This is a genomic window from Sphingobacterium sp. MAE (genome assembly GCF_056711605.1).
The window spans coordinates 3098372-3122266 of the sequence record NZ_CM160044.1; the positions used below are offsets into that span (position 1 = coordinate 3098372).

General features: G+C 38.9%; 22 protein-coding genes. 12 read left to right on the forward strand and 10 right to left on the reverse strand.

The features are described 5' to 3' along the window. The first annotated feature begins 5 nt into the window (after positions 1-5). The 5 genes from AC06G9_RS13295 to AC06G9_RS13315 all read left to right on the forward strand — a co-directional run bounded on the left by AC06G9_RS13295 (position 6) and on the right by AC06G9_RS13315 (position 4913). Positions 6-1655, forward strand: a complete 1650-nt coding sequence (locus tag AC06G9_RS13295; RefSeq protein ID WP_480956456.1) for a RagB/SusD family nutrient uptake outer membrane protein — start codon at positions 6-8, stop codon at positions 1653-1655. 12 nt (positions 1656-1667) lie between these two features. Beyond that, positions 1668-2678 carry a purple acid phosphatase family protein gene (locus AC06G9_RS13300; RefSeq protein WP_434439541.1) on the forward strand — a complete coding sequence of 337 codons (1011 nt, stop codon included), beginning with the start codon at positions 1668-1670 and terminating at the stop codon, positions 2676-2678. A gap of 413 nt (positions 2679-3091) precedes the next feature. Beyond that, on the forward strand, positions 3092-4000 hold the full coding sequence (locus AC06G9_RS13305; protein ID WP_480956457.1) for a helix-turn-helix domain-containing protein: 909 nt from the start codon (positions 3092-3094) through the stop codon (positions 3998-4000). A 72-nt stretch (positions 4001-4072) separates the two neighbouring features. Next, the gene (locus tag AC06G9_RS13310; RefSeq protein WP_480956458.1) at positions 4073-4573 is read left to right on the forward strand and encodes an SDR family NAD(P)-dependent oxidoreductase; all 501 of its coding nucleotides are present in this window, start codon (positions 4073-4075) and stop codon (positions 4571-4573) included. A 142-nt stretch (positions 4574-4715) separates the two neighbouring features. After that, positions 4716-4913 carry a hypothetical protein gene (locus AC06G9_RS13315; RefSeq protein ID WP_480956459.1) on the forward strand — a complete coding sequence of 66 codons (198 nt, stop codon included), beginning with the start codon at positions 4716-4718 and terminating at the stop codon, positions 4911-4913. Positions 4914-5021: 108 nt separating this feature from the next. Here AC06G9_RS13315 and AC06G9_RS13320 read toward each other — a convergent pair whose 3' ends face one another. The 7 genes from AC06G9_RS13320 to AC06G9_RS13350 form a co-directional block, all read right to left on the reverse strand. Continuing rightward, on the reverse strand, positions 5022-5870 hold the full coding sequence (locus AC06G9_RS13320) for a glycerophosphodiester phosphodiesterase family protein (protein ID WP_480956460.1): 849 nt from the start codon (positions 5868-5870) through the stop codon (positions 5022-5024). 1 nt (position 5871) lies between these two features. Further along, a complete protein-coding gene (locus AC06G9_RS13325; protein WP_248753423.1) occupies positions 5872-7071 on the reverse strand; it encodes a purple acid phosphatase family protein in 1200 nt (399 codons plus the stop codon). Positions 7072-7099: 28 nt separating this feature from the next. Then, positions 7100-7693 (reverse strand): SusD/RagB family nutrient-binding outer membrane lipoprotein, encoded by a 594-nt coding sequence (locus tag AC06G9_RS13330; RefSeq protein WP_480956461.1) that lies wholly within the window; start codon positions 7691-7693, stop codon positions 7100-7102. Next, entirely contained in the window at positions 7683-8753 is a 1071-nt protein-coding gene (locus tag AC06G9_RS13335; RefSeq protein ID WP_480956462.1) for a SusD/RagB family nutrient-binding outer membrane lipoprotein, read from the reverse strand. The genes AC06G9_RS13330 and AC06G9_RS13335 overlap by 11 nt, the downstream gene beginning before the upstream one ends. A 15-nt stretch (positions 8754-8768) precedes the next feature. Beyond that, positions 8769-12416 carry a SusC/RagA family TonB-linked outer membrane protein gene (locus tag AC06G9_RS13340; protein WP_480956463.1) on the reverse strand — a complete coding sequence of 1216 codons (3648 nt, stop codon included), beginning with the start codon at positions 12414-12416 and terminating at the stop codon, positions 8769-8771. Positions 12417-12542: 126 nt separating this feature from the next. Further along, the gene (locus AC06G9_RS13345; protein WP_480956464.1) at positions 12543-13517 is read right to left on the reverse strand and encodes a FecR family protein; all 975 of its coding nucleotides are present in this window, start codon (positions 13515-13517) and stop codon (positions 12543-12545) included. A gap of 65 nt (positions 13518-13582) precedes the next feature. Further along, the gene (locus tag AC06G9_RS13350; protein WP_248753419.1) at positions 13583-14200 is read right to left on the reverse strand and encodes an RNA polymerase sigma factor; all 618 of its coding nucleotides are present in this window, start codon (positions 14198-14200) and stop codon (positions 13583-13585) included. A gap of 304 nt (positions 14201-14504) precedes the next feature. Here AC06G9_RS13350 and AC06G9_RS13355 point away from each other — a divergent pair, with 304 nt between their 5' ends. The 3 genes from AC06G9_RS13355 to AC06G9_RS13365 all read left to right on the forward strand — a co-directional run bounded on the left by AC06G9_RS13355 (position 14505) and on the right by AC06G9_RS13365 (position 16149). Continuing rightward, on the forward strand, positions 14505-14714 hold the full coding sequence (locus AC06G9_RS13355; RefSeq protein ID WP_434439519.1) for a hypothetical protein: 210 nt from the start codon (positions 14505-14507) through the stop codon (positions 14712-14714). A gap of 90 nt (positions 14715-14804) precedes the next feature. Next, positions 14805-15386 carry a Crp/Fnr family transcriptional regulator gene (locus AC06G9_RS13360; protein ID WP_480956465.1) on the forward strand — a complete coding sequence of 194 codons (582 nt, stop codon included), beginning with the start codon at positions 14805-14807 and terminating at the stop codon, positions 15384-15386. Between the two features lie 385 nt (positions 15387-15771). Then, on the forward strand, positions 15772-16149 hold the full coding sequence (locus AC06G9_RS13365; RefSeq protein ID WP_480958186.1) for a CPBP family glutamic-type intramembrane protease: 378 nt from the start codon (positions 15772-15774) through the stop codon (positions 16147-16149). Between the two features lie 860 nt (positions 16150-17009). Here AC06G9_RS13365 and AC06G9_RS13370 read toward each other — a convergent pair. Together AC06G9_RS13370 and AC06G9_RS13375 are read right to left on the reverse strand one after the other, a co-directional pair. After that, the gene (locus tag AC06G9_RS13370) at positions 17010-17990 is read right to left on the reverse strand and encodes an IS3 family transposase (protein ID WP_480956466.1); all 981 of its coding nucleotides are present in this window, start codon (positions 17988-17990) and stop codon (positions 17010-17012) included. After that, positions 17987-18364 carry a transposase gene (locus AC06G9_RS13375; RefSeq protein ID WP_480956467.1) on the reverse strand — a complete coding sequence of 126 codons (378 nt, stop codon included), beginning with the start codon at positions 18362-18364 and terminating at the stop codon, positions 17987-17989. The genes AC06G9_RS13370 and AC06G9_RS13375 overlap by 4 nt, the downstream gene beginning before the upstream one ends. A 925-nt stretch (positions 18365-19289) precedes the next feature. Here AC06G9_RS13375 and AC06G9_RS13380 point away from each other — a divergent pair. The 3 genes from AC06G9_RS13380 to AC06G9_RS13390 all read left to right on the forward strand — a co-directional run bounded on the left by AC06G9_RS13380 (position 19290) and on the right by AC06G9_RS13390 (position 22525). Continuing rightward, positions 19290-20285, forward strand: coding sequence for an SDR family NAD(P)-dependent oxidoreductase (locus AC06G9_RS13380; RefSeq protein ID WP_480956468.1), 996 nt, complete (start codon positions 19290-19292; stop codon positions 20283-20285). 221 nt (positions 20286-20506) lie between these two features. Further along, complete coding sequence (locus tag AC06G9_RS13385; protein WP_346570848.1) at positions 20507-21340, forward strand: AraC family transcriptional regulator; 834 nt, start codon at positions 20507-20509, stop codon at positions 21338-21340. 456 nt (positions 21341-21796) lie between these two features. Then, positions 21797-22525: an SDR family oxidoreductase gene (locus AC06G9_RS13390; protein ID WP_480956469.1), complete on the forward strand. Its 729-nt coding sequence runs from the start codon at positions 21797-21799 to the stop codon at positions 22523-22525. Between the two features lie 43 nt (positions 22526-22568). Here the strand turns inward: AC06G9_RS13390 and AC06G9_RS13395 are convergent, their stop codons facing one another. Then, positions 22569-22811: a hypothetical protein gene (locus AC06G9_RS13395; protein ID WP_248753412.1), complete on the reverse strand. Its 243-nt coding sequence runs from the start codon at positions 22809-22811 to the stop codon at positions 22569-22571. A gap of 485 nt (positions 22812-23296) precedes the next feature. On the opposite strand from AC06G9_RS13395, the gene AC06G9_RS13400 reads away from it, so the two are divergent. Continuing rightward, positions 23297-23644, forward strand: coding sequence for a hypothetical protein (locus tag AC06G9_RS13400; RefSeq protein ID WP_346571059.1), 348 nt, complete (start codon positions 23297-23299; stop codon positions 23642-23644). Positions 23645-23895: the final 251 nt, after the last annotated feature.

Below are 23895 nucleotides of genomic sequence, written 5' to 3' on the forward strand. Positions count from 1 at the left end.
TTATCATGAAATCAAAACCATATTTACGTCTTTTTACCCTATCTGCATTTGCGGCAACTTTAGTTGCCTGTACCGATTTAGATGTAGACATCAAATCACAGTATACCGAATTTCCAACTAGTGATAGAGCAGCAGAAGCCATATCAGCAGATGTTTATGCTGCATATCGAGCTGCATTAGGCAACAATCACTGGATGGCGCAAACCCTATCCTCTGACGAAGCCGTGAGCCTTTCTTTGGGTACCGATTGGTATGATGGTGGTCGATTCCGCGAACTCCACGTCCATAATTGGACTCCTGATAATGCCATCCTGCCAACGATGTGGAATGCAGCTATGTCCGGTATCAATCTTTCCAACAATGTATTGGCTATTTTTGGGGATAATGAAAGTGATAAAGCCGCACCAATGCGCGCCATGAGAGCTTACTTTTACTTTATATTGATGGACAATTTTGGAGGAGCACCACTGATCACCGGCAAGGTTGATCAAATTCCAGATCGCTCTTCACGATCTGAAATTGCCAACTTCATCTCCACCGAATTATTGGCTGTTCGAGATCGTTTGCCCAAAGAAGTTTCTGCCTCCACATACGGTAAAGCAACACGTTACATGGCAGATGCTTTGTTAGCCAAATTATACCTCAATTGGGCCGTATATACTTCGAGTGATGTCGCAAACTACACCGCAAGCATGCCCAATGAAAAACTAGCACAAGTAGTAGCGATGTGCGATGACATTATTGGGTCTGGTCAATTTAACCTCAGCAGCCACAAGTTCATGGAAAAATTCCGTCCCGACAATGGTCCACAGATCAAAGATTTCATATTTGCTATGCCTTTCGATCGAGAGAAACAGCAAGGAATGAATTATGCACGCTTTTGGATACACCGCAGCGGACAAAATCAATTTGCCAAACTGCCACAAAGCGTAGGCGGCACATTTCGCGTATTACCTACTTTTCTAGCCAAATTCAACCTGACGGGTGATGACAGAAATGCGGCTTACATGGGTGGACTTCAATATTATTGGTCTGACTATACTCCAGATTTAACGCGTCCATTTTTAATCAAAACTTCTAAAAAAGGGATCGATCAAGACTATGCCGGAAGCGATGCTAATGTCACTTTTGACTGGCATATGGAAACGACCAAAGAAATCAAACTTCGCCCAGATGGGGGTCCGACACTCAACGCAGGTAATGATCAAAAAGGGCGATCAATGGGCTACCGGTCGGTTAAATTTTACATGGATGTAAACGTCACGGCTGCAAATAATAGAAACCAAAGTAACGATGTGCCGATCTTCCGATATGCCGATATTTTATTGATGAAAGCCGAAGCGATCTTGCGGGGTGCAGCACCTACTCATGGGGAAACACCCATGTCGCTCATGAATCAAATACGTGCCTATGTCCATGCTCCTGCATTAACTGCTCCACCTACTTTAACCGATATACTGGACGAGCGAGCAAGGGAATTTTCTGATGAATCTTGGCGCAGAAATGATTTGATCCGTTTTGGCAAATTTGAGGAAGACTGGGGATTCAAATCTTTATACAGCGCAGGATATTCAGAACGCTTCCGCCGTATATTTCCTATCCCAAGACCCGTGATGGAAGTGAATACAAAATGGAAACAGAATAACGGGTACTAATCACAGTTGAACATGAAAAGAAGAGCATTTGTCATCAGTACCTTGGGTACTGCTATGGTCAGTAGACTTTCTGCTTTACCTTTAGGTCCTATAGTTGCTGGATCAACAACAAGAATAGAAAGCGCAGATATCGATAGCCGCGCTTTGCTAAGAGACGAGTATGACCTGCATTTTTTAGCTGTTGGCGATTGGGGACGCAATGGTGCTGATCATCAGATCCAGGTGGCACAGCAAATGGGCAAATGGGCCAGCGAACATCCCAATGATTTTATCATCTCGACAGGTGATAATTTTTATCCTTCAGGTGTTGCCAGCGAACACGATCCGCTATGGCATTATTCATTTGAAAATGTCTATACCGATTTCTCTTTACAATGGGATTGGTATCCGATCTTGGGAAATCATGATTACAAGTCAGATCCAGATGCCCAGATACGCTACAGCAGCATTAGCCGGAGGTGGAAGATGCCAGCACGTTATTATAGCAAAACATTTAAGATCAAGGATGACGTCGAGGTGCTTTTCGCTTTTATAGACACCAATCCATTGATACCCGAATTCTATCAGAATAGCCAATATGGGCCCCATGTGACGGGTCAACAACCTGAAAAACAAATCGCTTGGCTAGATGAGCTCCTTCAATCTTCTAAAGCAAAATGGAAGATTGTAGTGGGGCATCATCCGCTATATACGGCAGGTCCACGCACGGAGAACTATGATACATTAGCCGTCAGGAAGGTCTTGCAACCCTTGTTAACCAAACATCGGATTCCATTATACCTGTCTGGACACGAACATTCTATGCAGCATTTAAAGATGGATAACAATTGTTTTCATCAGTTTATTTCAGGAAGCGGTTCTGAAGTGACTCCCGTTAAAAAGGGTTTAAGTTATAGTCGCTTTGAGGCCTCTATTTATGGGTTTATGTACTTCTCCCTAAATCAGGATCGATTACAGGTGCAGTGCATCGACCACCAAGGAAACGTTATTTATAGCACCATCCTTTCTATCGATACACCGTAAACAGGAGCAATAAAACAATCTAGTAATACAAGGAGATACAGATTTTGTATCTCCTTTTTTTCCATACCTTAATTAAAAATTATAGATTATTTTACATAAAAACCACTCTCACGCCTTTTGGAAGCAGACTCCTATTTTTCCATATTGACCCATCTCTTCAACAGTTGCAATAATATCCAATTTGGTGATACATAGTGTTGCTAAGCTAAATTTTTCTTGATCTTGTTAAACTCATCATCCATTGCACCCCTTTTCATGATCGCTAAAAATGCTGCTAGGACATCAATAGCTAACGTATTTATACCAATTGTATCTATCAAAATTTTTCAAATAGATACGATGAAGTCTGGATTAAAGACTATTATAGAAAAACGAGCACGCTTTCATTTGTTTGTTTTTTGTAACTTTGAAAAATGGAAAAGACACAATCAATCGAAGATTTTTATAAGACCAAGCTCAATTGGGTGCCTGATAATATCCGGAAAGAGATTGGCCATTTTAATGTATTTAGATTAGATGATTTTGTAGGTAGCCATGCCAAACCGGTACCATACAGTAGGAAAGACTATTATAAAATCAGCTTAATAATTGGCAAAAACAAAATTTATTATGCCGATAAGGAAATCGAGATAAAAAAGCAAGCACTTTTATTTGCCAACCCTCAGATCCCCTATAATTGGGAATCAATTGATGACGAGCAATCCGGTTTTTTCTGTGTGTTTACGCCTTCATTTTTTCATCATTTCGGAAACTTAAGAAATTATGAAGTCTTCCAGCCTAATGGAACTCCAATTTTTGAACTTAGCGACGAACAAACCGAAAAGATAAAGCATATCTACTTGACTATGTTCGAAGAAATTGATTCGGAGTATGTACATAAATACGACGCATTGCGAAATTTGGTGTTTGAAATTCTGCATCAAACCTTAAAAATGCAGCCCGCAAAAAAGATCGAAAAACAGGAAATCAATGCTTCACATCGTATCGCTATTTTGTTTCTGGAATTACTAGAAAGACAATTTCCTATTGAAGATACCAGACAAAGGGTACATTTTCGTTCTGCATCTGATTTTGCTGGTCAACTTGCAGTGCATGTCAACCATTTGAGCAGAGCAGTCAAAGAAATCACCCAAAAAACTCCCACCCAAATCATTGCCGAACGCTTGCTACAAGAAGCCAAAGTTCTTTTAGTCCAAACCGATTGGAATGTATCTGAAATTGCTTTTGCATTAGGCTTTACCGAAGTGACGCATTTCAATAATTTCTTCAAAAAACATTTAGACATTAATCCCACGAAATTTAGAAATGTTAGAATTTCGTAAGTTATTGTTAGCTTTTCGTTATCCTACTCTTGAGCATCATTTTACATTTGTATTATCATAAAAATCAAAACGATGAATACAAAAAAAGTATGGTTAGTCACAGGAGCTTCAAAAGGTTTGGGCTTATCACTAGTGAAAAAATTATTAAAAGAAGGATTTAGGGTAATTGCCACCTCTCGGAATAAACACGCTTTGATCCAAGAGCTTGGTGATGTATCGGATTTATTTTTACCAATAGAAGTAAACTTATCCGACAACGAGGATGTAAAAAATGCAATTGCAACGAGTATGACTCATTTTGGAAAGCTAGATGTTATCGTTAACAATGCAGGTTTTGGACAAATAGGCACTTTAGAAGAATTAACGGACGAAGAAGCGAGAAGCAGTTTTGACATCAATGTCTTCGGCTCCTTAAATATCATTAGAAACGCGATGCCTTATTTACGCCAACATAAATCGGGACATATTTTTAATATTGCTTCGATAGGTGGTTTTTCGGGGGGATTTGCAGGTTGGGGAATTTATTGTGCCACTAAATTTGCTGTTGCGGGTTTAACAGAAAGTCTTAGCTGAAGAAGTAAAAGGATTTGGAATAAAGGCAACGGTCGTATATCCAGGATATTTTCGCACCGATTTTCTAGCTAAAGGATCTGTCCAGACTCCGCAGCATACGATAGCAGCATACGAAGCCGCCCGTCAATCTGAACAAGCACACTTGAACGATATTGATGGCCATCAGCCCAATGATCCTGATAAAGCAGCCGATGCATTAATCGCCATAAGCAAATCAGAAAATCCACCCGTACATTTGTTTTTGGGAAGCGATGCGTATGATATTGTTTATAAAAAGATAGATATTCTCACCAATGATGTAGAGCAATGGAAAAGTTATACCCTATCAACGGCACTATAATGACATTATTTTTTCACAAATAAAGTATAGAGCCTCAAACAGGCTTTTAAAACACCAAGTGTCTTCTATCATATGATAGAAGACACTTGGTGTTTATAATTGCTCCATTTATTTATTTTCACTCCCTAACATCTTGGTCCATAGCGCTGGATAGTCCGTCTGAATAATCTTAATATAAGGATACTCCTTTAGAAACAGTTCGTAAACACGATTACCCTGCCTAAGCGCTTGCTTATCGATATCACCCAAACTATTCATCCATAAGATGACACCCTGATCTTTAAGCTTTTTCAAGTGTTCAACGTTTTCGAAAGATGCATCGATATGCACCACAGAGGTCAACTTTGACTTCAGTATGGCATTCAAATCTTTCCTATTTCTTGCTCGTGGAAAAAGGGTGATCGTAGGATGAAGCGAATAAACGTGTTTCATATCTTGGTGATCATAGAGAAAAAACAAGACTTCGTCAACCATATTTTCTGCAGCAATCAGGTCAAAAGCGTTTGCTATATATTTTTTATTCTCTTCCTTAAAATCGATATCGACGATAATTTTACCCTGACAGATACGAAGTACTTCCTGCAAAGTCGGCACCTGATATGGAGAAGCAGAACCATGAGGTGTCTCGCGCAAATAAAGCTTCTGAATATCAGCATAAGTTAGATTACTGACCGTTCCTTTCCCTGTAGTGGTACGATCCACTGTTGCATCATGCATCACGAGTAGCACGCCGTCTTTTGTACTTCTGACATCAATCTCAACGATAGAAACCCCTAAAGATATAGCCTCCAATATCGCTGGAATAGAATTTTCAGGATACTGTGTATGCACCCCTCGATGTGCCGCAATATGGATGTCCTTTTTGCCCAACTCTGCTAACAATCGCACAGACTGTGCATAGACCGTTGAAAACAACAAACATGATGCGATCAAAAATATACGAATAGCATGTCCCATTTTATTTCTTAGATAATTCAAATGAGTCAAACAGCTGCCCATTGAGTTTATAACTTGAAAAATAAAGCTTTTCGTCAGTCACCCGAATAACTTGGTAGAGCTGTGTCTGCGCACCTGACACTTCCATCCAACGTTCCGAATCAGAACCATACATCTTTGGTCCTGCTACTGAAAGGAGATATACTGGACGAACTTGACCAGCTGTTCCTCTTGCATAGGTATGATCATGTCCCTGCAAAACCAGATCAACGCCATACTTTTCGAAAATAGGTCTAAAACGTTCACGAAGGATCGTGTTATCTCTATTCTTTGCTGTTGAATAAACCGGATGATGCATCACAACAATATTCCATTTAGCTTTTGAGGATGCCAGAACATCCGCTAACCATTGTTCTTGTTTTTGAGCAGCAATAGAATCCAACATGATTAATTGTGAATTTAATGAGATCATGCGCACATCTTGATAATCTAGGTAATACACCGCATCCTGCATATCCGCAGGTCCATTTTTAGGAAGATGAAATTGCATTTTCCAGTGCGGATCTAAGACCAGCTGCCCCAAAGAGTCCCTGCGGTATTCATGATTGCCCGGTGTGGGTACAGCAGGTATCATCTGATGTATAAATCCTGCTCCTTCATGCCATTCACCCCATTCGCTATCGTTATTGGAACGGTTTATCAGATCGCCAGCATGAACAATAAAACGTGCATTAGGCTCCTGTTGAAAAGCTTTACGAATGGAACGAGACCATTTCGAACGTAAATCATTCTGTGCATCGCCCAGGTAAATAAATGAAAAACCACCCTTTAGATCTGCCGTACGAAACTGATTCCACGCACTCCAATTCTCCCCATCGCCTACACGATAAGCATATACTGTCCCCGCTTTCAATCGCGCAAACGTAACTTGTCCATAGCTATCTAGTTGGCTACTGCCCTCTATTTTTAACTGACTCTTGATCCCTGTCACTGTTTGTGCGCTCTGCTCCAGATCGGGTCCGCTTTGCTCCTCAACCACCTGTCCTATGATTTTATTGGAACTGCTATTTATCCTCCAGGTCACGGATTGTGTCGTAGCAGGATTATCGGACCAAGTCAGGACCATACGGTCAGGATAGGCACCTTGGTTCTGAATTTGCGCCGTACTTATGCGTGTGAGACAGCACAAGCTCAATAATACCATTACATTTTTTATATTCATGATCATCTTTATTAGTTTTTTCTATGTTTTACCAAGGTTTATTAGTTCCCTGCAAAAGCCAGGACTTAGACCATGCACTATTTTCATTATCTGCTTGGGAGTATGCTGTCTTTTCGATACGTGCTAAAGCTTCTGCAGCATTCTTTTGATTGACACTCATTTCATTCTGCATATAGGGTATCCTTACGGGTAGTTGTGAACGGCTAGCTGCAGGACCTGCCTTTAGCAACGGAAGCCCTGTCCTTCTATAGTCAAACCAAGCTTGAGATGCAGTAGTCCAATTCGAAATCCATTTCTGTTCCATGATCTGTGCCAATGTATTATCAAAAGCAACCCCAGGCTGTTGAATATAGGCACTATAATCATTTTCTACGCCCCAACTTTTAAGCGAATTGCGCACCCCTTGTTCATAGTATGCCTTAGCAGAACCTGCTAAGGTCCATCCTTTCTTGGCAGCTTCTGCCAATATAAAATTCACTTCAGATGCAGCAAGTAAACGAGCCTTCAGCATCCCACCTTTAGCGGCTTTATAACGATCATTCAGATAAGAGACATGTGGATTGATCGAAGTCTGCCCCGGGCTAGGATTGAGATTATAAGCTGATGGGTTTTTAGAAGACACTAGATGGCAATCCTACGTATTCGACATCTACATCTACAGCAATACCTTTGACTACATCTGGAGAAACAATACGTTTACCATTTACAATTTTATCCGTTCCATTTGGCTCTGTCGAGCGAATTTCAATTGGAATCTCTACTTTTTTAGCCCATACAGCGATACGCGGGTCATGAAGCTCTTGTAAACGGTCGACAAGTGTTGCACACATTTTCATTCTTCGGAAGTTACTTCCACTGGCATCAAAAACGGTATTGGACGGCCAGGAATCTGCTGCATTATTTCCCATAAAATCCATCAACACATCATCCTCCGCAGATGTAATTAATGGAAAATCTGTCGGACTTGCGACCATCTCTTCTATTCCTTTTCTGGCATACGAACTTTCTTTCTCAGCGATACGCATATAATATCGAAGCGCCAGCGAGTTGGCAAAGCGACGCCATTTGGACACATTCCCTCCAAAATAGATATCTGCGCTTGCCAAAACATCATAGCGGCCATTAGGTTTTGAAAACAAGGCGTTTGCCTGTTTCAGTTCTTCAATTATGCCCTTATAGATCACGTCCTGTCGATCAAACTTGGGAAAATTGTACTGCACCCCTCCCATTTCGGCTTTGAGCGCATCGGTATATGGAGCATCACCCCATAGATCGGTGATCAGTCCAAAGAGGTAAGCACGCATGACCAGCGAAACTCCTTGATGAAAGTCTAGTCCTAATTCTTCTGCACGGCGACGCATCAACTCGTTATCACGTAGATAGCCGTAATAAGCATCCCAGCTTAAGATTCCACCGGTCCATTTATAATCATTGTGTGCATCAAACCAGGCATCCAATTGCGTGTACTGCACGACCCCTCCAAGATCTGTAAAACTGAGTTCATTATATTTACTAGCCGTACCAGCAAGTATAGTCGACAACAGCAGGTTAGGATTTGCCTGCTCCTCACTTACACCATTGGGATTGATGTTGATTTCAGTAAGATCTTTACAGCCCGACATCTGTAAACTGAGCGTCAATGCCAATACGGCTATTTTTATAGTTTTAAAATGATTGTTCATCGTTATAGCTTTTTATTAAAAAGTGATATTAACTTTAAATCCGATCGGCATTGCCCAGGGAGTCACATTATACCTCTCGATACCCTGCTTAAATCCAATTCCTGTATCCGACTGAAAAGCCATTTCAGGATCAACACCGACATTGGCTTTTGTCCATAAAATAAGATTACGCGTATAAACACCCACATTTCCGCCATTTATTCCCATACGGGTCAACCATTTCCCTTTCAAGTCATAGCTAAAAGACAACTCTCTCAACTTAATAAATGAAGCGTCAAATGTTGCCGTATTCATAAAATCCCAAGGGTAATTATCAGAATAAGCTATATATTTTGTACCCTCACCTCCGAGATTTTCTTTATATCCCGTGATATTTCCCTTGGCATCGTATTCCGCAATGACACCTGGGTTGAACACCCCAAAATTTCCGACCGTTCCGCCTACATTTATTGGATAACCACCATACTCATCACCAGGTCCGCCAACAATAGGATAACGATTACCCTGCACACGCACCAGATCATTTTCAATCAAATAGTTACGTAAAGATTCCCCCGTCAATCCATTCGGATTGATCAACTGATCTAAAAATCGCTGTGTAGTGAGGTTCGATTCAAAATATCGATAAGTCTGGGACATAAATTTACCTCCAAAACGCATATCGGCGGCGATGTTCATGGTCCAATTTTTATAGCGTAGGGAAGACTGGATACCCATACTGAAATCAGGATTAAAATTACCGATCTTATTGCGGCTATTATTAATACGGACGGCCTGCCAAGAACCATTTTTATCCAAGATAGGATAACCATTGTAAGGCGATGATGGATCTTCAACAGTCACGAGTTTAGAATCATACAGATCGCCGATCTCTTCCCCAACGTAAGTACGTGCTCCACCACGTCCATCTGTCCAGAACGTGTGAAATTCAACACCTTCTGAAAGTTCCTGAATACGCGTTCGGTTACGGTGCCAATTAACACCTAGATCCCAGGTCCAGTTTTCTTTTTCAATAGGACGTCCAGACAATGCCAGTTCTATCCCCTTACTGCTCAGTAGACCGGCATTAATATTTCTCGAACTAAAACCACTGGAACTCGGTAGTGCAGTAGAGATGATTTGATTTTTATTGTCCAATGTATAGTAGGTTCCTTCAAATTTCAATCTGTTTTTCCAGAAGCCAATATCTGTACCCACCTCATACGAGGTCGCCTGTTCGGGTTTCAGGTCAGGTATTAAGAGGTTTCCAGAACGTGTGAGGCGCAATACATCTCCCCAACTCCCCGGATTGCTCAATACATTAAATAGATTATAACTTCCAGTATCATTTCCGACACGCGCAATACCGCCCCGTAATTTGAATAAACTGACTTCTTTTGGTAACATCAAGATGCGGTCAGCCAATAAGCTCAACGAAGCGGAAGGATAAAAATAAGAACGGTTGGCAGCCGGCAGCGTACTCGACCAATCATTTCGTCCAGTAAGGTCCAGATATACCATATCCCGATAACTTAAGTTAACCAATCCATATACGCTATTTACCGCACCCTCAGATAGTATACTCGCAAAATCCAGATTCAACGGACTGATATTGGAAAGCGTATATAAACCGGGAGTGGTTAGACCAGCTCCAAGCTTGGAAGTATTTTGAACAGAAGTTGACTTTGAATAGCGCAGATTGCCACCTAGTGAACCCGTACCTTGAAAATCGCCTATCTTTTTATTGTAGGTGGTCAGAAAATCGATATTCTGTTCCAGATTCATCAAATTGACAATACCATAAGCACCTCTTGGTTCATTGGTATAGCTGTAAGGAATCTTGGTTTCCCGATTCTCCCAGTAAATATCTGTCGCGTACCTGATCATCGCACTCCAATCTTTACGGATATTCCAATCTAAGCGCAGGTTTCCGAATACCCGATCACGTACGAAACCATTGTTGACGCCATACGCAAGAAAATAGGGATTATTAAAATTTCCTACAGACTGGGAGCGTTGCTGTATCCCTTCCTGTCCAGGCATCCAGTAATCTTTCAAATCCAAGATATTAATATGCGGGGCAACTTCATATGCCGCCTGTAGCGGGTTTGTACCACGATTGGTAGCTGGGCGGTTGTTAGCATTATTACGGCTTGCATCCAGAGACATACCTAATGAAAGATTATCGCGCAAACGCATGGTTGCATTGATATTCAACGTATTTCTAAACAAATCAGCATGAGGTACAATACCCCTATTGTTCATATTGGAATAAGAAAACCGATAATCAAGTCGTTCACTGCGATTAGCCAATGAAATCCCGTTGGTACTCGTTATGCCGGTCTGGACAAAATTCTTGATATTATTGGGGTAAGACTTTAATTCCGTCGGAATCGGATTTCCATCCGCATCCATTGGACTATTCCATTGAATGGCCTGATATCCTTTATCCAATGCAGGTCCTACCATGTAACTGGACTCTTCCTCTATTTTAAGGTCGCCATTGATATCTCCGGGTTTCCAGGGCATAGTGCCACTTGCAAATTTATTGTGCAAGTCGATATAGCGATATGGAATATCAAAAACGGTATTGCTCGTCACGTTTATGGTCATTTTCTCGGCATTTTTACCGCTTTTAGTGGTGATCAAAACCACACCGTTGCCAGCTCTAGATCCGTACAGCGCAGCAGCACTGGGGCCTTTTAAGATGGAAATATTTTCGATATCCTCTGGATTGATATTGGATATCGCATTACCATAATCGACTTTGTTATCATCACCAATTTGACCGATGTTATTGAGCTTGTTCATGAGCGGTACCCCATCAACGACAAATAAAGGCTGATTGTCGGTACTTAAGGATGAAGCACCCCGAATCACCATGCTCACTGAAGAACCGGTTGGGCCGGTCGCACTAACAGACACCCCTGGAACCTTTCCGGCCATAGCAACCATAAAATTATCATTGTTCACCCGATTGAGATCTTCTCCCTTTATCGTACCGACGGCATAACCCAACGAACGGTCCTGCCGTTTGATTCCCAAGGCAGTAACGACCACTTCTCCAATTTCATTTTTGTTTTCTTCTAAAACAACTTCCTGAACGCCAGCAGTATTGGCATCCACCTTTACGGCGCTTATTTGTTTGGCCCCATAAGATATATGGGTAACCAAAATCGTATAAATGCCCGCAGGAACTTTCAGTTGCGCATCACCTTGAGCATTGGTCAATATGCTTTGACCGTTGGCTACTATTTTAATAGAAGCTCCTGCAATAGGCTTATCGGCATTATCGCTGACATGAAACCGCACATTAAAAGTTTGCTGTGCTTGTCCAGCCACTAAAACTACTCCACCGTTTACTTTTTTTAACTGGATATGAGTATTTCTCAAAATATAGCGCAGTACCTCTTCAAAACCAGCATTTTGAAAGGCGCGCTCTTTTATAACAACTTTCTCTAATTGCAACGCTTTTTTATCGTAACCGATGCCAAGACCAGTTTGCTCCGATAACAGCAATAAGGCCTGAGAGGCATTTCCTGCTTTTAGATGGATATTGATTCCATGTAATTTCACTTGACTACTATGGACATTTACGGATGCAGTAGTAGCTTTCAAAATGGGTACATATGAGCTGAAAGCTAATGCAGCGGCAACTGTGCTGAGCTTCGTAATTTTATACATATATTTGCATTAATGTTTATATTAACATGAACTAAGGGTGCTCACTGGTTGATTTTGCGGTTTGCCAGATGAGCACTTTACTATGGAAAAACTTCCCCGTTTCCCATTCTTTTACTTTTTATAAGTTTATTGATGTAGTATTATATCATTGCCTTCCCTCCTAAATTTAATTTGGTGAATATTACAGATCATATGAAGCAGCTGATCGACCGATTTGACGTGGGGTAAAAGCAGCGAATAGCTAAAATTGGCAGTATCTAAACCGTCACTGTGTAAGATCAAGCCATACCGATTGTAAATCAGTTCCTGTAGTTTCTGAAAATTAGCTCCAGAGATTAAAATACCTCCACGTGTCCAGATATTGGCGTAATCTGGATTAGTATCATACCGTTTATAGCTTCCAAGATCTTTTTCATATTGCAAACTCTGACCTGCTAATAGCACGTGTACCGAGGCATTTAATTTGTTAGCAACGCGTACACGTCCCGTTTTAACATCTATGGTGATGTTTTTTGATTTTTCTGAGTGATTTACATTAAAAGAAGTACCGAGCACATCGATGGTCAATGCTGCCGTTTCGATTGAAAATGGATGTAAAGTATCGCGCTGCACCTCAAAAAAGGCCTCTCCTTTTTCCAGATAAATTTTTCGGTTTTTCAGATACCCCTGCTCATGATATCGAATCCGGGTATTTCCATTCAGCGTGATGATAGAATGATCTGGAAGTAGTAATTCCCGTTGTTCACCAGGATAGGTCGACAGCTCTTTTAAAGAAATTGAAGCAGCAGTATTCCCTTGAATAATTCGTGGTAAATTTTGGTAGATGAACAAACCCGAAGCACCTAATATCAACATCGAAGCTGCGACGGAAATCCAACGCAATCGTACGATACGAATCTGTTTTTTAGCAGCTTGTATGGCTGGAGGAAATGCAGCAAATATCGCCTGCTTTACTTCCGATTTATGCTGCCGATCTCTAAAAATATCTTCTTGATCAGAAGACACTTCATCATACCAACTATCTACGTTCTTTTTTTCCTCCTCAGACAGCTTGCCATCGAGATAACGTTGTATGATATTTTTAAACTGTTGTACCTTCACTTGTATCCTATTGTTTTACTTATTACAGGTGAAGAGGCTCAAAGTACTTTAATAAACTATTTTCTTTATGTTAAGAAATGATGAAATAGATAAGCACTCGCTAAAACTAAAAAGATATCATCATGGTCAGCAAAACGCTTTGTCAGATCCTGTTTCAGTATTTTCTTTGCCTCAGACAGATGATTTTTTACCGTCTGCTCGGCAATATTGAGTTTTTGAGCAATCTGCTGGATCGAATAATTGTCATTTCTCAAAAGATATACCTCCTGCATGGTTTTAGGCAACCTCGATACAGCAAGATCTACTATATTTTCTAAGCCTTGATACTGTGCTGTTGTATGATCGTTTAAAAAAGTAAATTTGTCCATACGGTATAACATCTTTTCCATATGGTTTTCTCGTACTTTTTCAGTCGCATAGTGATTTAGAATCTTATTCTTGATTGCCTTAAAAAAATAAGGTTTTAACGATTCGTAATCTTCCTTAAGCAGGTGGCGTTTTTCCCAGATCTGAATAAATACTTCCTGAACGATATCTTTCGAAATTGCTTCATCCTGCACATGCCGATAAGCCAGTATATATAGCTCTGCCCAATAAGTATCAAAGAAAAATGTAAATGCACGCGGATCTCCGTTCTTGAATCGAGATAAATAAAGGATTTCCTTCTTAATTTGGGTAGACATGACCCGACAAAGATAGCTTGAGGATATTACGCTAATATTAATTAATCATCAACCTTGTTATTCATTCAGATCGTATTTGAGGGTCGATAAAAAGATCGTATTATTCGTATTTATTAAGGTACTGCTAAGATACTACTGGAGACGATTACTATGGCAGCTTAATCAAAATTTACGGCTCGAAACCCTTATACCCATTATTGGAGCGTCTAAACTTCAAGTTCAGTTTTGTCCGTGTCAATACTTTTTCACATCCAAAATGTGAAATGAATTTATAGATTTGCTTATACAAAACGTTCCAACTTTTATGGTACAGATATTCAAAACAAATGTAACAAACAAAATTGAAGTAGAACTTCAATCTGTCATTCTATCCAAAGGAAATCCAGGCTATAAAATCAATTTCGATCTTGATGACTGTGACAATATCTTGAGGATCAAAAATGTAGTAATTGCCAATAACAGCAGCAGCATCTGCCTTGAAAAACTAGGTCATACTTGCGAAGCCTTAAATTAGAGGAGTATAAAAATATGATCGTCAGCAACGAAAGGAATTAAGATGATGCTATTATTCATTTAATAATACCGTATAAGCCAAAAACTATTGATGGAACAGCCAACAGCTCAACGAGTAAAAGAAATATTTGACCCATTTTACAAAGCGGATATCAACCTTTGGACAGCATTTGCAAAATATCTGCATGTTCGCACATTTAAAAAAAATGAATTAATTAAGGATTACCACAAACAAGAAAAATATATTAACATTTTAATCCGTGGTTCAGTTGCTCACTTTGTTTTGGCAGATGAAAAAGACGTATGCATTAACCTTTATTACGAAGAACAATTATTCAGTGACTATCTCTCATTTCTGACCCAGTCTCCAACTGTTATAAAAACACAAGCTTTAGAAGAATCACACGTATGGTCGATCACCTACAACGATCTCCATGCATTATACACCAGATCCAGCACAGGGTTACTTATTGGTAAAGCCATTTCTGATGCCATGTTTATCAGGAAGCAATCTGAGCAAATAAATCTACTTACACGATCTCCTACAGAAAGGTATTTGAAGTTAATACAAGATCGTCCAGAAGTTTTTCAGAGAACGCCTCTAAAAATCATCTGTTCCTATCTAGGCATTGCTGCAGAAAGTTTAAGTAGAATTAGAAAAAAGAACATATAATGTACTTTCTTAACTTTCGTCAAGTTTTTAACGAAATCATCTTTCTATTTTTGGGTACTAAACAAAGCCTTTAAACATGAAAAATAAAGTTAATTATCTTGCTATTCTGACGTTTTTTATCATCGCAATTGCCCTTCGCTATCTGACCAATAAAACTGATTTATTAAGCAATGTACCAAGCGGTTTCATTAAAATTATCCTGCAAGGTATATAGCCAACTATTGCTGCAATAACGGTATTTGCCGTATTTAAAATAAAACCGATTCTGACATTAAAGGGAAACTATGGCCACATACTTACCCCATTTCTTTTATACTGGACATTACCTATTGTACTGATTCTAGGTGTCGAGTATGGTACTAAAGGAACAATATCATTTAAAGCCATTACCGCAATTTTAATCTATGGTCTCTTAGAAGAGATCGGATGGAGAGGTTTTTTGCAGCAACAGCTTAAGCCATTACCGGAGATTTTAAATATTTTCATAGTAGCCATATTGTGGTTCGTTTGGCACTTAAACTTTGATTTCACAAGCTCAAATCTATTATTTTTTGGGATTTTAATTCTTGGAAGTTGGGGGATCGGAAAAGTTGCCAATCAGACATATTCTCTATTGGCAGTATCTGCGTTTCACTCCCTTAATAACTTTTTTCCAGACATGAACACTATTAAAGTCTTATTAATACTTTGCTTGATATCAATTTGGGTAATTGCGCTAATCATTAGAAAAAAACAGCAAATAAAGAAAAAGCTATTGGTGTAGAATATAACTAAGTCCTATTGTAAAATATATCAACATTAAAGTAAAATCAATTGGGAGAGCTTTGATTTATTAAAATTTAAAGCAGAGCATCCTGATTCATAATCCGAAATATCAAAGGAGATAGATACGGGGTATCTCCTTTATTGATTTTAACCTATTACAATAGAACCTTATTTCATTTTTGACTTTATTTTGCCCAACAATCAGCTCGTCACATACCTCACGAGCGTCCCGACTACAGCCATCAAAGCAGTTTGTATCAAATCTCCAAAAGAAAAGCTCGCATAGAGGGAACAAAGTGCCCCACCTAATCTTTTTCCAAAAATGCGTCAACCAAAGCCTTAAGCTTGTCCAAAGCTTGTACTCACTCCATGATCTTTCTCCTCATCTCTGAGGTCTATAGAAATAAACTATACATTGACATAACAAACATACTACACAACAAAACAATCATCAATAGTTAAAAGAAGAATGACCGACTTGAAACCGATCGGCATCATGTTATTGACCTACATCCGACCGAACACGGCAAAAGAAAGCAAAAAAATGGATGTTAGTATAGATCGTTCCATCACAATCGGCAGTCAACACCATACTAACTCCTACCTATTGCCCAGCTCGCTTCGAGTCGGCTTCGAGTGCGCTTCGAGTCGGCTTCGACTTTTCATGCTGTTGTATCGAAGGAGCCTCGAAGCCCAGTCGAAGCGCACTAAAGAAAAGGTAGAAGTTGGTCAGAAGAAAGTCAGAAGAAGAGTAGGAAAACGGTAGAAAAAAGTAGCTTTTATCCAATATGTCTTATACTGAAATAGGTTTACATATACCGAACAGATTACTATATATATTTTACATTCTATTTCTTTCTACTGCATATGGTTGTCATTGTCTTTTTTCTTACTGTTATCAGTTGTCCGTTGCCTAGCCACTGTTTCCCTCATTTTGATGCGGAACTTTTTTGCATCCGGACTACGTCGCTGAAAGAGTCCAGGAACATTTTGGTTCTTCCATTCCTGATGTGCCTGCTGTGGAGACATCATGTTGCAGGCCATATGTGGCCTAAAATGATTGTATATGTTGACTGCTTTGACCAGCTGGTTAAGCGCAGTTTTGTAGTCTGGAAAAGTTTCGCCCATCCGATATTCGTTTTTTAGGATACCATTTAACCTTTCTGCCACAGCATTGTCGTATGGACTTCCGGACTGTGTCATGCTTATGGCAATACCGTTTTCTTGCAATATATTGATATAATTTGTGCTGCAATATTGGATACCTCGATCCGAATGGTGGGTCAGAATGTTCTGTGGGTACATCCTATGTGCTATCGCCATCCGGAGTGCTGATATACAGGCCTGGGCTGTTGGTCTGTGGGTAAGTTTGTAGCCCACGATCTTTCTGGAATAGGCATCTGTGATCAGGCACAGGTAGATCCATTTGTCCCGGATGCGTATGTAGGTGATGTCACTCACCCATATCTGTTCGGGATGCAGGGCTTGCCTACGCTGCACAAGATCGGGCCACTTTTTGAAACGGTGGTCTGATTGGGTCGTGATGGCATACCTGCGTTTGCACTTGACCAAAAGGTCATTCTCACGCAACAGCCTAAAGAAAGCGTCTCTTCCCAGTCCAATCATCGCGCTGCCCATTTCTTTGGTCAGTATGCTGCGAAGCTTAAGGGCACCCATGCGATGGGAGTCCTTCCGTATTTCTCGTACCCTGGCCAATACAAGTCCGCTGCGAACGGAATATTCCTGCTCTCTGCCCATATATTTATAATAGGACTGCCTAGTTCTGCCAAATAGTCCACAAAGTCTGGTGACCGAAATATTCTGGTAACACGACTTCATTTCTTGGACGATTTGGCCCCAGACTTTTTTACCAACCCAGCCCCATGGAGCTCCTCCGCTTTTTTGATCAGTATCTCCAGGGCGGTAATCTTGAGGTTTGCATCAAAAAGCTCATCCCTGAGCTCTTGTTCATTTTTTATCCCGGGATCTTCCGAATCTACAACCTGTGGAACTTCCAGATCTAGATTGCTTTCCCACTGCTGGTACCATTTCATAAAATAACGAGGAGTCGCTTCTCCCGGAAGATTGTATTTCTCTGCAAGTTGGGAATAACTAAACTTGCCTGTTAGGTACTCCCTGGAAACTAAGATCTTGAAGCTGTCGCTGTAAACTTGTTGTCCCCCTGATTTACGTTTTGTCATACGCTGTTTCATAATATTAAATTTAAGGTTTTAATATTCGGTTTTTGTAAACCTTTTTCAGGAAGGGACAATAATTAGGGTTCAAATACCCAAATTATTGGGTATAAATTCCCAAAATATAGGGCTACAAATCCCAAAAAATAACAAAAAATGCTATTGAACTTTGTTATAGCAGGTCGGATGAAATCGGTTAAAGTCATCTTAATTAAAAGAATAATAAACGTCCAAGGCAAAAATTTCTTTCGATCTGTCCAATAAAAAACAAGGTTATGAAACAACACAAGAAAAAATTTGCATTCTTCCTCATTAGCGGTTACGAGGACACTATACAGCGAAGCCTCCAGGTTGGGAGGCTTCGCAGCACAGCAGTTCTGCATGTGCATATTTTATGAAAGGTTATATGAATATACACATAATCAACTAATTAACAAAATAAAATAACCAAATTAAAAATTCAAAACAATTCCTAGTACAACTGTTATGATAATATCATAGAATAACACTACAGTAATTTCTGCAGAGGAGTTGATGTTAAGTCTTAACAAAAAAAGACTTAAACGGTGATAGCGGTGATCATAAACGATCGTGGGTTTCTTTGCCCGAGAGTTCGTCAATATTGACGCTGAAGTCTATAACAGCGTCTGCCCGGTGGCTATGGGTATTTTGCTTTAAATAGTCCATTAGGCTTTTATGTAGTTCATGTAATTTATTCTCATAATTGCGAGAGGGCCCACTGAAAAATCCCGAAGAGATCTTCGAAGCAAACTTCACAGAGCTGGCTCCGGATTGCAGTTATACAAAAAACACACAACTCCGCATAAGCTACTAAAAAATAACAGTGGACCTTTAAGCAAAGTGACTTCGGACGTTTGAACAAACCTAGCTTTTAATCATCCATCTATATTTGTTTCAACAATAACAAATAAAATTATAAAAAATGGAACAATACAATTATCAGGGAGCACTACAAAAACCAATAGGCTCTGGCTTCAATGCAAAATCAACAGCAACAGACGTGATTAAAGGTATAGACCTGACAGGAAAAATAGCAATCGTAACAGGTGGTAACACTGGTATTGGTCTAGAAACGACCAAGACATTGTCACTTGCAGGGGCAACCGTTATTGTACCGGCAAGAGATATCGAAAAAGCAAAACAGAATCTAAAAGGAATTGACCAAGTGGAAATAGAGCAGATGGATTTAATGGATACCTCTTCCATTTATGCATTTGCAGATAAATTTATAGCGTCAGGCAGACCGCTTCACCTATTGATCAACAATGCGGGAATTATGTGGGTACCACTTCGCTACGATAGCCGTGCTATCGAATCGCAGCTGGTTACTAATTATCTTGCCCAATTCCAGTTAACATCAAAACTGTGGCCTGCTTTGAAACAAGCAAATGGTGCTAGAGTCATTAATGTATCTTCGCACGGTCACCATTTCGGAACCTTCGATTTCAATGATCCAAATTTTCAAAACCGTGAATATGAAACATTACAGGCCTATGGTCAATCAAAGACTGCAAGCAACTTATTTGCTCTAGAACTAGATAACCGATCTAGAGCATTCAATGTACGAGCATATAGCCTGCATCCGGGTTCTATAGCTGGGACAGAACTTGGAAGGGAAGCTCCATTGGACCTGTTTATAAAAATGGGTTTTATGGATGAAAAGGGAAATATGCTTCCCGAGGTATTGGCTTCACTCAAAACCATCCCGCAGGGGGCGGCAACTACAGTATGGTGTGCGACTACGTCGTTGCTCGATAATATAGGAGGCGTGTACTGTGAAGATGCAGATATTGCCACGCTGGCATCCGACAGCGGAATATCTTCGGGAGTAAAACAATACGCTCTGGATGAGGATAATGCCAAACAACTATGGAAATGGAGTGAAGAAACCAGCGGTATCACTTTTCCTATAATTTAAAACCGAATTAAAAGATATGAAGGCGCTAGAAGATAAGATCGTTGTCATTTAGCTGGAGATAATCAATATAATCGTAAGGCGGTAGAAAATTTTAAAAGAACGGTAGAACACCATCTGTCTATTACTATCAACAAAAATTTATACCGCCTTTTACAAAAAAAATTAATTATATTTTTTATTTTTAAGGTAATCTTTTCCCTTAGGAAAATCAATAAGAAACGATGATGGAATACGAAGCAAAATACATAACGGATGATCTCAAGCTTTCTTGTTACGAGGATAAGTTTTTTAAATCGGACATTTTATTTGAGCACCACATGTTGATCTGGTTCATTTCAGGTGAGACAAAAATAGTCCAAGCGGATGCCAATTATGTGTTTAAAGGTGGCGATATTTTCCTTATTCCTAGAAACCAGTTAGCCACCATCATCAATTATCCAATAGACGGGAAACCACATAAGACAGTCGTGATGCATCTGACCACTGCAAGATTAAGGGATTTTTATGCCCATCTGGATGTAGTTTCCAAAACAGTAGAGTCGCCTAAAATTTATCATTTTAGCAATGATCCTTTATTGGAAAGTTGTTTGTCTTCCCTGATTCCGTATTTTGATATCAAAGAACTACCAGAACATATTGCAACATTAAAAATAACAGAAGCCATTAGTATTCTAAGGGTAATTGATAAAAGCATAGACCATATACTGGCTAATTTTGAAGAACCTGGAAAAATTGATCTGACCGGATATATGGAGAAAAACTTTATGTTTAACCTTCCTCTTGCAAAATTCGGTTACCTGACCGGAAGAAGCCTGACGACATTTAAAAGAGACTTCAGCAAAGCGTTCCATACAACGCCACAACGCTGGCTCACTCAAAAAAGGCTAGAACTGGCGCATTACCAATTTACGGAAAAACAGAAACGTCCCATTGATGTCTGTTATGAAACAGGCTTTGAGAACCTGTCGCACTTTTCATACGCCTTTAAAAAACACTATGGCTATGCGCCAACTGAATTACTGAACAAACTTAGGACAGATAACGTTGGACAATAATATTTCATACTACGGCTTTTAAAAACTTACCGATACATGGACAGAATATCCTAAAGACATAAAATTTAAATACAGTTGGAGAAAATACCAACAACGTGTGCTTGACGAATTAGACAATCATTTAACTGATGGACATTTACACGTTATCGCTCCCCCAGGTTCAGGTAAGTTTGATAAATGTTCTATTAAGAATTATACTGGATTTGCTGGTGATCTATTATAATCTGAGCCATAAATTTTATTTAAGTTAATACGAATCTCCTCTAATGATACTCTACATTTCATCGGTAGATGTGCAATTGAAAAAAGAAAATTCAATTGGATCCAGTTATGCAAATTTTCAAGTGAAGCTCTTATATTTAAATTTTGTATTTTAGTCAAAACCGTCCGCACTGCCAAGTACATCTGAATACAATGGTGCGACAAGACGGAGATCATCCTTAAAAGTAGAAGAATTTGAAAGCGGAAATAAAAACTTATTTAATATTTGGAATAAGTAAAGGTCTGGGAAAAGCAATTACTAAATGCTTACCCAATGAAAATGATGAAGTATTGGGAATTTCAAGAAGTAAACCAGACTATTTACACGAAAAAATGAATATCAAGTGGATTAGCACGGACCTGTCAAACCCCAAAAAATCGTCAGAGATTATAAAAGCGAATGTAGGGGATAAAAAAGTAGATTACTTCATTTATAATGTTGGAATATGGGAAAGTAATGCTTTTACAGAAAGCTATAGTTTTGAAGAAAATTATGAATCAGAAATATCTACTTTGATAAATACAAATATCACATCCTGTATTTTGAATATTAAATCAGTAATTGAAAATTTAAAACAATCTGACAACGCCAAAATAATTCTAATTGGCTCAACTTGGGGACTAGATAACAATAATGGAAAAGAAGTAACTTTTGCCGCGACTAAGTTCGCATTAAGAGGTATAGTACATTCATTGAGAGAGAATCTTCGTGAGTATAAAATTGGGGTTTCCATATTAAACTTAGGTTATTTAGCAACCGAATTTGACAATGGTGAAAGTATAGAAACTGTAATAGAAAAAACTGATGGAAACCTAATTCCTTTACAAGATGTGATTAATGCATTGAAATTTATCATATCAACTTCTAATGCTAGTTGTGTAAAGGAAATCAATATGCCGGCTATGAATGATTTTAATTTATAACAAATGCACGGCTAAGAAAGGTTCAAAGAAGGTGAATTAATTACTAATCCACCAATCTCTTATTGAGTAACTCCAACTCTCCTGCTATCATATCTGGCCAACGAGCAAAACCTTGTCTAATCACCTGCTCGCCTTCGCTAATGGTAAATAGCTTGGAAATACTAAAAGCGGACTCACGGATGCCAGCAACCTGTTGAAAGGATAACTGAGCTTTTCCTTTAGTATTTACTTTTACAGCTGTAGGATGTTTAGTGATATATTCTTGTTGTATTTGCTTTAAATTCATCTGTTTAGCTTTTAAAATTAATAGATTAATTATAGAACTTCCCCTGTTTTAATCCAATATTGAACAGGATGAACACGTAAGAATATTGAGCAACCGATTATCTTATATAGTGTTCATCCTTATTCAATATTCAAAGATAGATAATAAAACTAACTATATTAGCATATAATTACTATTATTTTTAGCTTGTTTTATTTGGAGATGTTTGCGGATTATTAATTATTCCTTATTATATTTACAGACCATATAGAAGCCTATCATATGATTTTAGATAAATGTATTTGTCAAATAAAAAAAGAACTTATTTCCTTTTTTTACATTCATTATTTAACTATCGCTATTACCAATGACAAATCATTGAAAATGCGTAGGATCCAATCGAAAGGAAACAACAAAAAATGTAATGGTGTTTTTTCAATCAACCTGCTAACTATTAATTATAATATAATAACCTCCACACTAGATGGTAATTGATGTTTAAAATTATGATAGATCAAGATACTCAAAACTATGTAATTACCCATTATCTTCATCTGATGTCTCCACAGGAGAAATTAGCTTATAAGCATATACATTCATTATTGAAACTTGAAGGAAATAAGGATTTGGATAAAATGAAGAAGATCTACCTTAAAACTGGTTGGCTTACTAAAGATCGTATAGCTTTATCACTCATCCGTGATGGATCGGAAAAATTTTATAAAAATACTGCCGAACGTATCTTGGCTCACCATCATTCACAAATTACTTTTAACAATTGCCCAAAATGTGGCAAGTTGGCAAGAACTCCGCTAGCAAGACAGTGTAAACACTGCTACTTTGATTGGCATTAGATCATTTTGCATCAACAAAATTGGATTTATAATATCATCTTCCTAGTTTCTTCATTCATAAGTAGGAAGATGATGATCCATTTGACGAAGTTAGTTGAATAGGTAATAAATTTACGAATTTCGATACCGTATTGCTCCTGAATTATCTCTAACTGGTTTCTTGTACTATCTTCAGATCCGGCTATAAGCGACATATAGTCTTCCTGTAAAATAACGCATATTATATATGCTTTCTATACTTTCGTAAGAAG